Source organism: Pseudomonas sp. Sample_20, from assembly GCF_004307585.1.
GTDB classification, from domain to species: Bacteria; Pseudomonadota; Gammaproteobacteria; order Pseudomonadales; family Pseudomonadaceae; genus Aquipseudomonas; species Aquipseudomonas atacamensis.
Window position 1 is genome coordinate 26,055 of record NZ_RCOA01000089.1, and the last position, 13,496, is coordinate 39,550.

General features: G+C 61.0%; 14 protein-coding genes. 9 read left to right on the forward strand and 5 right to left on the reverse strand.

From position 1 onward, the window contains the following. Positions 1 to 57 precede the first annotated feature (57 nt). The 3 genes from D8U70_RS18770 to D8U70_RS18780 all read left to right on the forward strand — a co-directional run bounded on the left by D8U70_RS18770 (position 58) and on the right by D8U70_RS18780 (position 1,973). Positions 58 to 780 (forward strand): OmpA family protein, encoded by a 723-nt coding sequence (locus tag D8U70_RS18770; protein WP_071174596.1) that lies wholly within the window; start codon positions 58 to 60, stop codon positions 778 to 780. A gap of 160 nt (positions 781 to 940) precedes the next feature. Further along, positions 941 to 1,222, forward strand: a complete 282-nt coding sequence (locus D8U70_RS18775; protein ID WP_071174597.1) for a DUF1145 domain-containing protein — start codon at positions 941 to 943, stop codon at positions 1,220 to 1,222. Then, complete coding sequence (locus D8U70_RS18780; RefSeq protein ID WP_130929490.1) at positions 1,215 to 1,973, forward strand: collagen-like protein; 759 nt, start codon at positions 1,215 to 1,217, stop codon at positions 1,971 to 1,973. Before D8U70_RS18775 ends, D8U70_RS18780 begins: the two co-directional genes overlap by 8 nt. A 200-nt stretch (positions 1,974 to 2,173) precedes the next feature. Here D8U70_RS18780 and D8U70_RS18785 read toward each other — a convergent pair whose 3' ends face one another. Next, positions 2,174 to 2,638 (reverse strand): DUF2269 family protein, encoded by a 465-nt coding sequence (locus tag D8U70_RS18785; RefSeq protein ID WP_130929491.1) that lies wholly within the window; start codon positions 2,636 to 2,638, stop codon positions 2,174 to 2,176. 99 nt (positions 2,639 to 2,737) lie between these two features. Here D8U70_RS18785 and dinG point away from each other — a divergent pair, with 99 nt between their 5' ends. The 6 genes from dinG (at position 2,738) to D8U70_RS18815 (ending at position 11,336) form a co-directional block, all read left to right on the forward strand. Next, a complete protein-coding gene (gene dinG / locus D8U70_RS18790) occupies positions 2,738 to 4,882 on the forward strand; it encodes an ATP-dependent DNA helicase DinG (protein ID WP_024011911.1) in 2,145 nt (714 codons plus the stop codon). A 95-nt stretch (positions 4,883 to 4,977) separates the two neighbouring features. Continuing rightward, positions 4,978 to 7,446 (forward strand): beta-galactosidase, encoded by a 2,469-nt coding sequence (locus D8U70_RS18795; RefSeq protein ID WP_130929492.1) that lies wholly within the window; start codon positions 4,978 to 4,980, stop codon positions 7,444 to 7,446. 210 nt (positions 7,447 to 7,656) lie between these two features. Further along, positions 7,657 to 8,802 carry a serine hydrolase domain-containing protein gene (locus D8U70_RS18800; RefSeq protein WP_056783360.1) on the forward strand — a complete coding sequence of 382 codons (1,146 nt, stop codon included), beginning with the start codon at positions 7,657 to 7,659 and terminating at the stop codon, positions 8,800 to 8,802. A gap of 113 nt (positions 8,803 to 8,915) precedes the next feature. Next, positions 8,916 to 10,019 (forward strand): OmpA family protein, encoded by a 1,104-nt coding sequence (locus D8U70_RS18805; RefSeq protein WP_130929493.1) that lies wholly within the window; start codon positions 8,916 to 8,918, stop codon positions 10,017 to 10,019. 24 nt (positions 10,020 to 10,043) lie between these two features. Beyond that, positions 10,044 to 10,691: a pyridoxamine 5'-phosphate oxidase gene (gene pdxH / locus D8U70_RS18810; protein WP_041478043.1), complete on the forward strand. Its 648-nt coding sequence runs from the start codon at positions 10,044 to 10,046 to the stop codon at positions 10,689 to 10,691. A 180-nt stretch (positions 10,692 to 10,871) separates the two neighbouring features. Further along, positions 10,872 to 11,336 (forward strand): glycine zipper 2TM domain-containing protein, encoded by a 465-nt coding sequence (locus tag D8U70_RS18815; protein ID WP_016771369.1) that lies wholly within the window; start codon positions 10,872 to 10,874, stop codon positions 11,334 to 11,336. Between the two features lie 73 nt (positions 11,337 to 11,409). On the opposite strand, the gene D8U70_RS18820 is transcribed toward D8U70_RS18815, so the two are convergent. The 4 genes from D8U70_RS18820 to D8U70_RS18835 are packed head-to-tail and all read right to left on the reverse strand — an operon-like array spanning position 11,410 to position 13,403. Next, on the reverse strand, positions 11,410 to 11,661 hold the full coding sequence (locus D8U70_RS18820) for a pyocin S6 family toxin immunity protein (RefSeq protein ID WP_130929494.1): 252 nt from the start codon (positions 11,659 to 11,661) through the stop codon (positions 11,410 to 11,412). A 22-nt stretch (positions 11,662 to 11,683) separates the two neighbouring features. After that, entirely contained in the window at positions 11,684 to 11,929 is a 246-nt protein-coding gene (locus tag D8U70_RS18825) for a colicin E3-like toxin immunity protein (RefSeq protein WP_095180547.1), read from the reverse strand. After that, positions 11,930 to 12,181: a colicin E3-like toxin immunity protein gene (locus D8U70_RS18830; RefSeq protein WP_095180548.1), complete on the reverse strand. Its 252-nt coding sequence runs from the start codon at positions 12,179 to 12,181 to the stop codon at positions 11,930 to 11,932. 7 nt (positions 12,182 to 12,188) lie between these two features. Beyond that, complete coding sequence (locus D8U70_RS18835) at positions 12,189 to 13,403, reverse strand: S-type pyocin domain-containing protein (protein ID WP_130929495.1); 1,215 nt, start codon at positions 13,401 to 13,403, stop codon at positions 12,189 to 12,191. Positions 13,404 to 13,496 lie beyond the last annotated feature (93 nt).

A 13,496-nucleotide genomic window follows, 5' to 3' on the forward strand; every position in this document is an offset into this window, starting at 1 on the left:
ATGCGGGTCTTTACTCCTGTGTAACCGGTATGGGCCGGTACACAGGAGCGTTCACAAATGCGTCTTTTCTCAAGGTCCGTCTTGCCGGTGCTGCTGCTTGGCAGCTTGCTCACCGGTTGTGCCACTCACAGCGATGGCACCGCCCCCCTCAATCAACGTACGTGGCCGATCTGCAGCCTGCTTGGCGGTCTGGTCGGCGGCGGTCTTGGCGCCATTGAAAGCGCCGGCTGGGCCGGCGGCGGCGCGGCATTGGGTATCGTCACCGGCGGGCTGATCTGTTACGCCCAGGATGGCGACGAAGACAGCGACGGCGTCTTCGACCGCCGCGACCGCTGCCCCGACACCCCGGAAAACACCGAAGTCGATCACCGTGGCTGCCCGTTGCCGCAATATCCGGTGGCAGTCAAACCGGTCGAACCGGCGCCGCAAACCGAAGTGATCACCTTGAGCGATGCCGGCAACGTTCTGTTCGATTTCGACAAGTCTGATCTGACCCCGGCGGCAAAAGCCCAGCTCGATACCTTGATGGACAAACTGCGCAATGCCGATGTGGTGAGCATCAAAGTCATCGGGCACACCGACAGCAAAGGCTCCGATGCCTATAACCAGGCCTTGTCGGAACGGCGCGCGAGCAGTGTCGCGGCGTATCTGTTGAGTCAGGGCCTGGCGCCGAACAAGCTCACCAGCGAGGGTCGAGGCGAAAGTGAGCCGGTCGCCGATAACGCCACCGATGAAGGCCGCGCGGAAAATCGCCGGGTCGAGCTGCATATCAATCGTTAGGAAAGGTCTGTAGTCCGCCGGCTAGAGCTGCCGGGTCGAAATCATCGGCCCGGCAGCCATTTACCCGGCGTTTGTAGAAATTTCATTTTTCCCTCTGGCTTATCCCCCGCAGAAGCCGGTACTGTGCGTGCAAAGAATAATTCGCAACACGGGGGAGCGTATGAAGGTGTTCTGGGGGCTGGGGCGTTTGCTGACCCTGCTGTTCTGCTGCGTGGTACTGGCCAATCAACTGGTGCCGTTTGTCCATCCGCTGCATCTGCTGGTGAATCTGGCCGGCGCTCTGTTGTTGCTGATTCATCTACTCGAAATACTGCTGTGCAATCGCAGCCTCAAGGGGCGCCCGCACCCTTGGCGTGATCGTGGCCGCATCCTGTTGTTCGGCGTTTTTCACCTGCAAACCATCCCGGCCCCGGCCGCTCCGGAGGCTTCTTCCCATGCGTAAACTCTGCCTGCTCGCTGCATTCATCAGTCCACTGGCCTGCGCCCAGGTGGTCAACGTGCAAAGCAATTCGCTGATGCGCTTGCCCAACACCACCAGCACGCTGCAACTGGAGAAACTGGAAGTCGCCGATTACGGCACCTTGCTGATCCCGTCCAACGTGACTGAATTAAACATCGATGAACTGCGTCTTGGCCATGAAGCACGTATTGCTATCGTTCCGGCTGAACAAGCGCTGGAAGTGAAGGTCAAGCGCGCTGAATTGAGCGAGGGCAGCCAGATCACTGCGCGCGGCGCCCCCGGCACTTATGAGAAAGCAGCCCGGGCCGGGCGCAATCTGAATCTGCAATTTCAGGCCCTGAGCGCGCCGCAACTGACGGTCGATGCCCGTGGCGGTAGGGGCGCGCCGGGTTTCGTCGGCCTCGACGGCGGCAACGGTGAAGATCCGGGCTGCACCTATGGCTCGGCCGGCCACGGCGCCGATGGCAGTGACGGCAGCGATGGCCAGCCAGGCGCGCCGGGTGCGCTGGTGCGACTCGCCGTACCACGGGATTTCCCTGCCGAGCAGATCAAGGTCAACGTGGCTGGCGGTGCCGGTGGCCCGGCGGGTGTTGGCGGCAAGGCGGGCAAGGGTGGCAAGTCCAAGGGCTGCCTGGTGTACCGCGCTGACGGCGGCAAGAACGGCAAGGCCGGCGCGGATGGTCAGCCTGGGCCGGAGGGAGCGGCGGGTTCGGTTACCGTGCAACGCCTCTAAAACTGCGACCCACTCTCTGATCAATAAAATGCTTTGGTGAGTGAAGATCTTTGGTGAGTGAAATTATGTGGCGAGGGGATTTATCCCCGCTGGGTCGCGAAGCGGCCCCGCTCTAAAAATCAAAAGCGGGACTGCTACGCAGCCCAGCGGGGATAAATCCCCTCGCCACAACTGTGTTCACAGCAGAACAAGAGTGCGATTCAGAGCATCGGTCTCGCCGCCGCCACAGCCACCAACACCAACCCGACCAGCAGATTGAGCCCCACCACCCGGCGAATCCGCCCCAGCACCGCCGCACCCGCCGGCCAATCCTTCGCCTCAACCGCCTTGCGCAACTCTGGCAGCATCAACCCCTGAATGCGGATGAACAGTGCCGTCATCACCACATACAAACCGATCATCACCTGCACGTACTTCGGCGCGGTTTCAAATCCGACCTGCTGCAGATGCAGCATGCCCACGCCGCTGATCGGCAACAGGGTCACGGCGACCCAGACCCAACGGAAAAAACCTTGAAACACTTCCACCCACAGGGTCAGGCGAGCTGGGCCGTCCAGAGCCTTCACAGCCGCAGGGCGCAAGACCATCCAGGCGAAAAACATGCCGCCAACCCACACCAAAGCGGCAAGGACATGCAGGGGGTAAACGAGGCTAAAAGGTGTCATTCGGGCACTCCGTTCTGCGCAGGATCGATTAGGCAGGTATGATAGCCGCCGAACCAAACTACTGAAAATTTATCCAGCGTTTCCAGCGCCCGACACTCAATGATCAGCACTGAACTCAAAACCACGATCCAGGGCGCTTATTCGCGTTTTCTAGAGGCCAAGAGCCTCAAGCCGCGTTACGGCCAGCGCCTGATGATCGCCGAAATCGCCAAGGTCCTCGGGGATATCGACACCGATGACGAAGGCCGGCGCAGTGGCGACCCCGCGATTGTCGCGGTGGAAGCCGGCACCGGTACTGGCAAGACGGTGGCCTACAGCCTGGCGGCGATCCCTACGGCGAAACTGGCCGGCAAGCGTCTGGTGATTGCCACCGCGACCGTCGCCCTGCAAGAGCAGATCGTCTACAAGGATCTGCCCGACCTGATGCGCAACAGCGGGCTGAATTTCAGTTTCGCCCTGGCCAAGGGCCGTGGCCGCTACATGTGCCTGTCCAAGCTCGACATGCTCCTGCAGGAAGGCCACGCACAAACCGCCACCGCGCAGCTGTTCGAAGAAGAAGGCTTCAAGATCGAAGTCGACGAGGCCAGTCAGAAGCTGTTCACCAGCATGATCGAAAAGCTCGCCGGCAATAAATGGGACGGCGACCGCGACAGTTGGCCTAACGCGCTGGAAGACGCCGACTGGGCGCGCCTGACCACCGATCACAGCCAGTGCACCAACCGTCATTGCCCGAACTTCGGCCAGTGCGCCTTCTACAAGGCTCGCGAGGGCATGGGCAAGGTTGACGTGATCGTCACCAACCACGACATGGTCTTGGCGGATCTGGCACTGGGCGGCGGCGCCGTGTTGCCCGACCCGCGCGACACCATTTACGTGTTCGACGAAGGTCACCATTTGCCGGACAAGGCCATCGGCCACTTCGCTCACTACACGCGCCTGCGCTCCACCGCCGACTGGCTGGAAACCACCGCCAAGAACCTCACCAAGCTGCTGGCCCAGCATCCGTTGCCGGGCGATCTCGGCAAGCTGATCGAGCAGGTGCCCGAGCTGGCGCGGGAGATCAAGACCCAACAGCAGTTCATGTTCACCGCGTGCGAGCAGATCGCCGATTTCAAACCCGGCGAAGACGTCGAAGGCCGCGAGCGACCGCGTCATCGCTTTGTCGGCGGGGTGATTCCCGAGGACATGCGCGAGATGGGCATCGAGCTGAAAAAAGGCTATTCGCGCCTTAACGACCTGTTCCAGCGCCTGACCGACCTGCTCAAGGAAGGCATGGACGGTGAGGTCAATATCGGCATCGCCAGCAATCAGGCCGAAGAATGGTATCCGCTGTTCGGCAGCCTGCTGTCCCGCGCTTCCGGCAACTGGGAATTGTGGACCGCGTTCACCGCCGAAGACCCGGAAGACAGCCCGCCGATGGCGCGCTGGCTGACCCTGGCCGAAAGCGGTTCGCTGTTCGACATCGAGGTCAACGCCAGCCCGATTCTGGCGGCGGAAACCTTGCGTCGCAGTTTGTGGAATGTCGCTTACGGCTGCCTGGTGACCTCGGCGACGCTGACGGCGCTGGGCACTTTCGACCGTTTCCGCATGCGCGCCGGTCTGCCGAAAAAAGCTGTCACGGCGGTGGTGCCGAGCCCGTTCCATCATGCCGATGCCGGCGTGCTGCGCGTGCCGGATCTGAAGGCCGACCCGCGCGATGCCGCCGCCCACACGGCGGCGATCATTCGCGAACTGCCGGACCTGGTCGAAGGGTCGCGTGGCACGCTGGTGCTGTTCTCCTCGCGCAAGCAAATGCAGGACGTGTTCGACGGTCTCGACCGCGACTGGCGCAAGCAAGTGTTCATTCAGGGCAATCTGTCGAAACAGGAAACCCTCAACAAGCACAAGGCGCGGGTCGATGGCGGTGATTCCAGCGTGCTGTTCGGCCTTGCCAGTTTTGCCGAGGGTGTCGATTTGCCGGGTGCCTACTGTGAGCACGTGGTGATTGCCAAGATTCCGTTCTCGGTGCCCGATGATCCGGTCGAGGCCGCGTTGTCGGAGTGGATCGAGGCGCGTGGCGGCAATCCGTTCATGGAAATCTCCGTGCCCGATGCCTCGCTGAAACTGGTTCAGGCCTGCGGGCGTCTGCTGCGCACCGAAGAAGACCGCGGCACCATCACCTTGCTCGACCGGCGTCTGGTCACCCAGCGCTACGGCAAGGCGATCCTCAATGCGTTGCCTCCTTTCCGTCGTGAAATATCCTGAGACATGGGTGGGCCGATTGGCCCGCCGCGTTGTCTATCTCTCTGCCACCGCTTTTCCACTGGCCTTGACTGGTCGTTAGGGAGAACTCCGTTCTTATGATCCGCCGTTCGTTGCCCGCTGTTTTCGCCATGATCTTTGCCGCGCCGTTGCCGGCCGCGCCCGCCGGTCAGCAGACGCTGTTCAACTTCGTACGCCCGGCCGACGTGGTCAAGGTCGCCACGGAAAACGCCGACCTGCCCCAGGCCAATGCCGAACAGACCGCGGAAGGCGAAGTGCTGCGCCGGGTGACATTCAACCCGGTCGCGCGGCCGACCTTGCGCCTGACACCCCAAACCGGTGCCTGGGACTGGTCGCAGTCCGGCATGATGACTTTGCGTCTGCAGAGTGCGATGAACTGGGCGGTGACGGTTTATGTGCAGATCCAGAGCAACGATGGCCGCACCCTGGTCAGCCGCGTCGATCTGCCGGCCGGCCCCGCGCAGACCTTGCTGGTGCCGCTGGTGGCGTCGACGCCACTGAGCCAAGGCATGAAAGCCGGGCCACCGATGCCGATGACCGTCGATGGCCAACGCATCCTGCTGGCCAGCAGCACGGGCGAGATCGACCGCAGCCAAGTGGTTTCGGTGAGTCTGTCGCTGGATCAGCCGAAAGTTGCGCAGAGCCTGTTGCTCGAGCGGTTCGGCGTGCAGGACGGCGAATCGGTGACGCGGGCGGTGTACGGCAATCTGGTCGACGCCTACGGTCAGTCAACCCGTAGTAAATGGCCGGATAAAGTCAGCAGCGACGAACAACTGAAAAGCGCCGCCAGCAAAGAGCAGCAACAGCTGAATACGTGGCTGGCCGAGCGTGAAAAGGCTTCGCTGGACAAGTTCGGCGGCTGGAACAAAGGCCCGGCGTTCAAGGCCAGCGGCTTCTTCCGCACGGAAAAACGCGATGGCCGCTGGTATCTGGTGACCCCCGAAGGCCACCCGTTCTATTCGCTGGGCGTCAACACCGTCAGCCCGCAAGTCAACCAGACCTACGTCGCTGGTCGTGAGTACATGTTCGAATCGTTGCCGAAGAACGACGACCCGCTGGCCGCGCATTTTGGCGAGGGCGACAACCATGGCGGCAATGGTGCCGATCAGGGCCGTGGCTACGGCAACGGCCGCTGGTACGACTTCTATGGCGCCAATCTGCAACGCCTGTACGGCGAACCGTGCAAAGCGGACAGCGACAACAAGGCCGGGATTGCCGAAGCGGCGAAGGCGGGCGCGGCTGAGGCCGGCTCGGTGCAGGCTGCTGAGACTGCAGCGGTGCCTGCCGAGCCGAAATCCGGTATTGCCGAAGCGGCGCAGACCGATGCGGTGCAAGCGTCCAGCGAGGAAGCCGCCCCGTGCAAAGCCACAATTGACGAAGAACGCTGGACCCGCCATACCCTCGATCGGCTGCAAGCCTGGGGCTTCAACACGGTAGGCAACTGGAGCGCGCCGTCGCTGGCTGACGCTGAGCGCGTGCCGTACACCTTGCCCCTGTCGATCGTCGGCGATTACACCAGCATCAGCACCGGCAGCGATTGGTGGGGCGGCATGCCGGATCCGTTCGATCCGCGTTTCGCCATGGCCACCGAGCGCGCCGTGGCCATTGCCGCCCGCGATCACCGTGACGATCCGTGGCTGATCGGTTATTACGCCGACAACGAACTGGCCTGGGCTGGCCCTGGCGACGATCCGAAGGCTCGCTACGCGCTGGCCTACGGCACGTTGAAAATGACCACCGACGTGCCGGCCAAACGCGCCTTTCTCAAGCAATTGCGTGACAAGTACCGCAATCAGGCCGGACTGTCCAAGGCCTGGGGTATCGAGCTACCGGCGTGGGAGTTGATGGAAGATCCAGGCTTCGTGCCGCCACTGCCGAACCCGGAGCATCCGGAGATCGAAGCGGATTTCAAATACTTCCAGAAGGTCTTCGCCGATACCTATTTCAAGACCATTTCCGATTCGCTGAAATGGCACGCGCCGAACCAGATGCTGCTTGGCGGCCGCTTCGCTATCAGTACGCCTGAAGCCGTGGCGTCCTGCGCGCAGTACTGCGATGTGTTGAGCTTCAACATGTACACGCTCAAGCCGCAGGACGGTTACGACTTCGCCGCATTGGCGGCGCTGGACAAACCGGTGCTGATCACCGAATTCAACTTCGGCTCGGCTGACCGAGGGCCGTTCTGGGGCGGCGTGACGCAGTTGGCCAAGGAAGAAGAGCGCGGTCCGGCTTATGCCAACTTCCTCAAACAGGCGCTGAGCGAACCGTCGATTGTCGGCGTGCACTGGTTCCAGTATCTCGACCAACCGGTGACCGGGCGTTTGCTCGACGGCGAGAACGGCCATTTCGGTCTGGTCGGGGTCACTGACCTGCCGTATCAGGGCTTTGTCGAGGCGGTGCGTAAAAGCAATCTGCAGGCGCTGGAGCAGTTGGGCAAGGAGGCGCAGAAAACCCCGGCGGCGGAAGTGGAAGGCGGGCGCAAGGCCGAGGCTGGCAAAGCGCCGGGGGCTGCACAGGCGGGTGGGCATTCGGGGAATGGTCACTAGGTTTCAGACCGCGTTATCGTTCTTCGCGAGCAGGCTCGCTCCCACAGGGGAATTGCGCTGCTGTTGAGATCCAGTGTGGGAGCGAGCCTGCTCGCGAAGGGATCACCATAAATTGCCGATCAACCGTCTGGCCCGCGCCTGTTCCCAAATCCCTCAAGGGCTGGAACAATGCGGGCCACTTTGTAGAGCGTTTTCGCGGGGGAGTTGCGGGTGCAGATTCAGGGACATTACGAGCTTCAATTCGAAGCGGTGCGCGAGGCTTTCGCCGCACTGTTCGACGATCCCCAGGAACGCGGCGCAGCCCTGTGCATCAAGGTCGGTGGAGAAACCGTCCTCGACCTCTGGTCCGGTACTGCCGACAAGGACGGCGCCGAGGCTTGGCACAGCGACACCATCGCCAACCTGTTCTCCTGCACCAAGACATTCACCGCCGTTACCGCGCTGCAACTGGTCGCTGAAGGCAAGTTGCAACTCGATGCCCCGGTTGCCCGCTACTGGCCGGAATTCGCCGCCGCCGGCAAAGAATCCGTCACCCTGCGCCAATTGCTTTGCCATCAGGCCGGCCTGCCGGCGCTGCGCGAACTACTCGCGCCTGAAGCCCTTTACGACTGGCAAACCATGGTCGACGCCCTCGCGGCCGAAGCGCCATGGTGGACTCCGGGCACCGGTCACGGTTATGCCGCGATCACCTACGGCTGGCTGGTCGGCGAATTGCTGCGCCGCGCTGACGGGCGTGGGCCGGGCGAGTCGATCGTCGCTCGGGTCGCCAAACCGTTGGGCCTGGATTTCCACGTGGGCTTGGCCGACGAAGAGTTTCATCGCGTGGCGCATATTGCCCGTGGCAAGGGCAACGCCGGCGACGCTGCGGCGCAGCGCCTGCTGCAAGTGACCATGCGCGAACCGACTGCCATGACCACCCGCGCCTTCACCAATCCGCCGTCCGTGCTGACCAGCACTAACAAGCCGGAATGGCGCCGCATGCAGCAGCCTGCGGCTAACGGCCACGGCAATGCGCGCAGCCTCGCCGGGTTTTACGCCGGCCTGCTCGACGGCAGTCTGCTCGAAAGCGAGATGCTCGAAGAGCTGACCCGCGAGCACAGCCTTGGCGATGACAAGACCTTGCTCACCCGCACCCGTTTCGGCCTCGGCTGCATGCTCGATCAACCGGACGTGCCCAACGCCACCTACGGCCTCGGCCCACGCGCGTTCGGCCATCCGGGAGCAGGCGGCTCGATCGGTTTTGCTGATCCTGAGCACGATGTGGCTTTCGGTTTCGTGACAAATACCCTGGGGCCTTACGTTTTGATGGATCCGCGCGCGCAAAAGCTGGCGCGGGTGCTTGCCACTTGTCTGTAAAGCTTCAACAGAGGTTCCAGGGTCGGAACCTCAAAGGGATTTTCGTTTCAAAACGGCTGTTTATCCGGGCGAAAGTGCTCTGATTTTTCATTACTTCATTTTGTGGATTTTCAATGTCATCTAAAAAGACCCTCGCCCTGGCCCTGTGTGTAGCGATCACCGGTTGCGCACAGAACCCGAAAAACGATGCGGACGGCGGCAGTTGGTGGCCGTTCGGTTCTTCCGACAAAGTCGCGGCCAAAGATTCGGCCCCGGCTCCTGCTCCTTTGAAACCTGCGGCGACTGCGCCAGTGGCCAAGGCCGAAAGCAGCAACCCGTGGTACTGGCCGTTCGGTTCCAGCGATGAAGCGGTCAAGGCTGATCTGAAAGCCGAGGTCAAACCTGAAGCCAAACCGGTCGAGGTGGCCAAAGCCGAGGCGCAGTCCAATGGCAAATGGTGGTGGCCGTTCGGCGGCAAGGACCAGCCAACCGCCAAAGCCGTGCCGATGCCGGATCCGAAGGTGACTCAGGCCTGGCTGGATGACTACGAGCCGCGTCTGCGTGAAGCGGTGAAGGACAGCAATCTGCAACTCGAGCGTCGCGACAATGTGCTGGTAGTGACGGCGCCGGTCGAAGGCTCGTTCAATCCAGACCGCCCGGCGATGCTGCTGCCGGTCACCCTTGGCCCGTTCACTCGCGTAGCGAAAATCCTTGAAGCCGACCCGAAAACCGCAGTGCTGGTGCTCGGTCACAGTGACACCAGCGGTGCCGCACCGGCCAACGTCAAGCTGAGTCAGGAACGTGCGCAATCGGTGGCGGCGATCTTCCGCCTCAGCGGCTTGCAACGTGATCGCCTGATGCTGCGCGGCATGGGTTCCGAAGCGCCGCGTGCGGCCAACGACAGCGTTGAAGGCCGTGCCTTGAACCGTCGTGTCGAGCTGCTGGTGACTCCGCAGAACACCATGGTTGCACTGCTGAGCAAATACAACATGCCGGCGCCGAAGCCGGTGACGATGGTTGCTGCGCAAGACGTCAAGCCAGTCGCCAAACCGGTTACCCCGGCGCCTGCGGCGAAAAAAGCCGCTGTGCCGGCAGCGAAAAAGGCGCCAGCCAAGAAAACCGCCGCCAAGGCTCCGGCGAAGAAGGCCCCGGCCAAGGCTCCAGCGAAAAAGACTGCACCAGCCAAAGCCGCCGCGACCGAGAAGAAAGTCGCCGCAGCCGACGCTGCCAAGAAGTGATCCGCTAACGAAAAGGAATCCGCCATGACCCAGGCTCTGGCCGATATGCGTCGCGACTACACCCGTGACGGTTTGACCGAGGCGCAAGCCCCGGCCGAGCCGTTTGCGCTGTTTCACCAGTGGTTCGCCGATGCGGTGAAAACCGAGCAGGCGCCGGTAGAAGCCAATGCCATGACCCTGGCCACGGTTGATGCCGACGGTCGTCCGCATTGCCGCATTCTGTTGCTCAAGGGCCTGGACGAGCAGGGCTTCACCTTCTTCACCAACTACGACAGCGCCAAGGGCCAGCATCTGGCGGCCAACCCGTTTGCCGCCATGACCTTCTTCTGGCCAACCCTGGAGCGCCAGGTGCGCATCGAAGGGCGGGTGGTCAAGGTCACGCCGCAAGAGTCCGACGCGTATTATCAGGTGCGTCCGCTGGGTAGCCGCCTCGGCGCCTGGGCCTCGCCGCAGAGCCGGGTCATCAACGGTCGTGGCGAACTGGAGGATTTGCTCAAGGCCACCGAGCAACGCTTCAGCGACAGCCAGCCGCACTGCCCGGAACATTGGGGTGGTTACCGCTTGTTGCCCGAGCGCATCGAGTTCTGGCAGGGCCGTCCGAGCCGCCTGCATGATCGCCTCAACTACCGCCTGCAGGGCGCCGAGTGGATTCTTGAACGACTGGCACCCTGAGCAGTCTACCGAGCGAGATAAACGCGGATGGCGCAGGATCGCTGATTTGACGCTACTTTGAGTGGACGCTCGCGGGCATCTGTACCAGGCCTGAATGGAAGCCAATTTTATCCGGATGGTGTCGTGACAGGCGCCAGGCCACGGGGTTTAATGAACACATGTTCTTTTGGAGTTGATGCTATGCGTAAGTCTGTTCTGCTGGTTGCTTCTTTTTCGACGATGGCGATGTTGCTGACCGGCTGCCAATCGAGCCTCACCGGCGACTCCTACTCCCGTGACGAAGCGCGTCGTGTGCAGACGATTCGCATGGGCACCATCGAATCCCTGCGCCCGGTAAAAATCGAAGGCACCAAGACCCCGATCGGCGGCGCAGCAGGCGCAGTGGTCGGCGGCGTCGGCGGCAGTGCTATCGGCGGCGGCAAGGGCAGCATCGTTGCTGCGGTCATCGGCGCAGTGGCCGGCGGCCTGCTTGGCTCGGCCACCGAAGAAGGCCTGACCCGCACCCAAGGCGTGGAAATCACTGTCCGCGAAGACGACGGCAGCATGCGCGCCTATGTGCAGCAGGTTCAGGAGAATGAAGTATTCCGCGTTGGCGAGCGGGTACGGATCTCCACCGTTGGCGGAACCAGCCGCGTTTCGCACTAAGCGGGAAGCTGGGTAAAAGAAAACCCCGATCAGGTGACTGGTCGGGGTTTTTCTTTGTTTGTGAATTGCTCATTCAGTATGTGGAGCAGGTGCCCATGAAGTATTCGAGGCCCTTTGGAAAACTGACGTTGAGCAGGGTTTCCAATGCGGTTACCTGATCCTGAGTCAACAACAGCTCGCCGGGTTCCACCTCATCCAAGGGCTTGGATTCAATGAGCTGGGCCACTTTTTCATTCATCTCGCTGCCTGTGATATCCAGCTCGAATTGCAAGGAGTCGTCTTGGGCTTCGTCAGGGAAAAAACCGGTAATTAAAAGAAAGTGCATGGAGCTAATACTTCCGGGGCTGTTAGCCGTAGTCAAACGAAATTTGATAGTCGTGAACTCTCAAATCGATTTGATGTTGAAAATACGGCTGAATGGTGGCGAGCCAATTTTGAGCGACGTTGAAACTGCCATTGTTGATGTTGTCCGCGGCGGGAATCCCCAAGGCGTTTAACACTGACTCGTCACCACCCAGGTCTTTTGACGACTCTTCCCCCTGAAACTCCAAGGTTGCTGTGTCGTACCATTCCAATCTCAGTTCCAGTCCCATCTACCATTGATCCCGGTAAACGAACGATACCTGATAGTCGTAAGAAGAAAACTGAATGGAATGCTGGAAGTGGGGCTGGAGAGTCTTGATCCAATCGGCTTTTACATCAAATCCGCCGTTATTGAAGCTTTTCGACGGTAGGCCTAATGCTTCCATTAATGAGCCGTCCTCGCCAAAATCTTTCGACAGTTCCTCCCCCTCACCCAGTTCGGTTTGTTGGTCGTACCATTCGAGTCTGGCTTTGAGTCCCATGTAATCCTCATAAATATTTTTTAATACTACGGTTTTTTTTGGGTGGATCTATCTGTTCACCAGTTCTGTGGTCGTAAGAGCCTAAATGGCTGCCATCACTTGCGCGGTAGGCTTCAAGCTCGCCATGTAGATAGTCCCATTCATAGATTATTCGGCCTTTTGCGTTGATCCAGCGATCCCTAAGCCCACCGTTGAACGGTGTTTTCTTTTTCGCTCTTCTTAAATCGGGAAAGGCTGTGATATCCGACGTTTCGGGAGCGGGGTGATAGGTATGTCCCGCTTCAGCGGTGCCTTTCGCAGAGCTGACAACGATATAAATCGGTTTTACACCCGAGTCTGCGGGAAACACCAGAATCAAATCTTTGTACTCCGGCGGATAAACCGGATTCACCAGTATCCCGTCCGCCGCCTTCGTCGGTGGATACACCCAGATATGCGGTGCCTGCGGTGCGGCCTCCAGTGCTGGAATGCCGAGAATGTCCGAGCCATCCACCGCCGGGGTCCAGAGCAGTTCGACGCCTTCACCCAGATCGGCAACGAACCGGTCGCCGCGCGCAATGAACTGCACGACATCGACCATTTCCCAATCGCGGTTCTTACCGGTGTAGAAACCGTAACCCTTGAGGCTGCCATCGGCCTGTTGCTCGACGCGCAGGCGCACGCGGGTTCGAGCTTGTTTGAGTGTGTTCAGTTGCTCGTCGGTATAGAGCGCGCTGTCGCCCAGGCTTGACGGCATCAGCAGCGCAACCAGCCCCAGCAAGGGCGCAGCCACCGCACTGGAGACGAGCGCCGGTAGCACTTCAAAAGCCGAGCCTGCCAGGGCCAGACTGCCGAACCCGACCGGGATGGTGTTGGCGCTGATTTTCTTGAGAGGAATGCCGCCGCTTGGGTCGGCTTCGCGAGCGCCGAGCAGAATCAGCTCGCCGTAATCCTTCAGGCTGTCGGTCGGCACCATGGCGGAAGGATTGCTGTAATCGATAATCGCATCCGGCAACTTGCAGGACTTGGCGAATACACAGCCGGCACGCACGGCTTCAGGTTTTTTCGCCGCCACTTCACTGCTGCGCTCGAACGCCTCCTGCCGCGCCAGCATCGCGTCGTAAGCGTTTTGCCCGGCTTCGCGCTCGGCCAGTTCTGCGGCCGTCATATACCGCCAGGTAACGTGATGTCCGTCGCCCTCCGGCGGGTTTTGCACCCGGGGAATGTCCTTGTTCCGCGCCACTGATCGTCCCTTCGTTCATCATCGACAGCCCCTCGAGAAGGGGCCGCACGACGTTATCGAAGCGGGGAAAGTGTGGCTGTAGGACGGGTCGCT

Bases quoted from the DNA above. Each gene is read 5' to 3' on its own strand.
- D8U70_RS18770 (WP_071174596.1), top strand. From the start codon at position 58: ATGCGTCTTTTCTCAAGGTCCGTCTTGCCGGTGCTGCTGCTTGGCAGC.
- D8U70_RS18775 (WP_071174597.1), top strand. From the start codon at position 941: ATGAAGGTGTTCTGGGGGCTGGGGCGTTTGCTGACCCTGCTGTTCTGC.
- D8U70_RS18780 (WP_130929490.1), top strand. From the start codon at position 1,215: ATGCGTAAACTCTGCCTGCTCGCTGCATTCATCAGTCCACTGGCCTGC.
- D8U70_RS18785 (WP_130929491.1), bottom strand. From the start codon at position 2,638: ATGACACCTTTTAGCCTCGTTTACCCCCTGCATGTCCTTGCCGCTTTG.
- dinG (WP_024011911.1), top strand. From the start codon at position 2,738: ATGATCAGCACTGAACTCAAAACCACGATCCAGGGCGCTTATTCGCGT.
- D8U70_RS18795 (WP_130929492.1), top strand. From the start codon at position 4,978: ATGATCCGCCGTTCGTTGCCCGCTGTTTTCGCCATGATCTTTGCCGCG.
- D8U70_RS18805 (WP_130929493.1), top strand. From the start codon at position 8,916: ATGTCATCTAAAAAGACCCTCGCCCTGGCCCTGTGTGTAGCGATCACC.
- pdxH (WP_041478043.1), top strand. From the start codon at position 10,044: ATGACCCAGGCTCTGGCCGATATGCGTCGCGACTACACCCGTGACGGT.
- D8U70_RS18815 (WP_016771369.1), top strand. From the start codon at position 10,872: ATGCGTAAGTCTGTTCTGCTGGTTGCTTCTTTTTCGACGATGGCGATG.
- D8U70_RS18820 (WP_130929494.1), bottom strand. From the start codon at position 11,661: ATGCACTTTCTTTTAATTACCGGTTTTTTCCCTGACGAAGCCCAAGAC.
- D8U70_RS18825 (WP_095180547.1), bottom strand. From the start codon at position 11,929: ATGGGACTGGAACTGAGATTGGAATGGTACGACACAGCAACCTTGGAG.
- D8U70_RS18830 (WP_095180548.1), bottom strand. From the start codon at position 12,181: ATGGGACTCAAAGCCAGACTCGAATGGTACGACCAACAAACCGAACTG.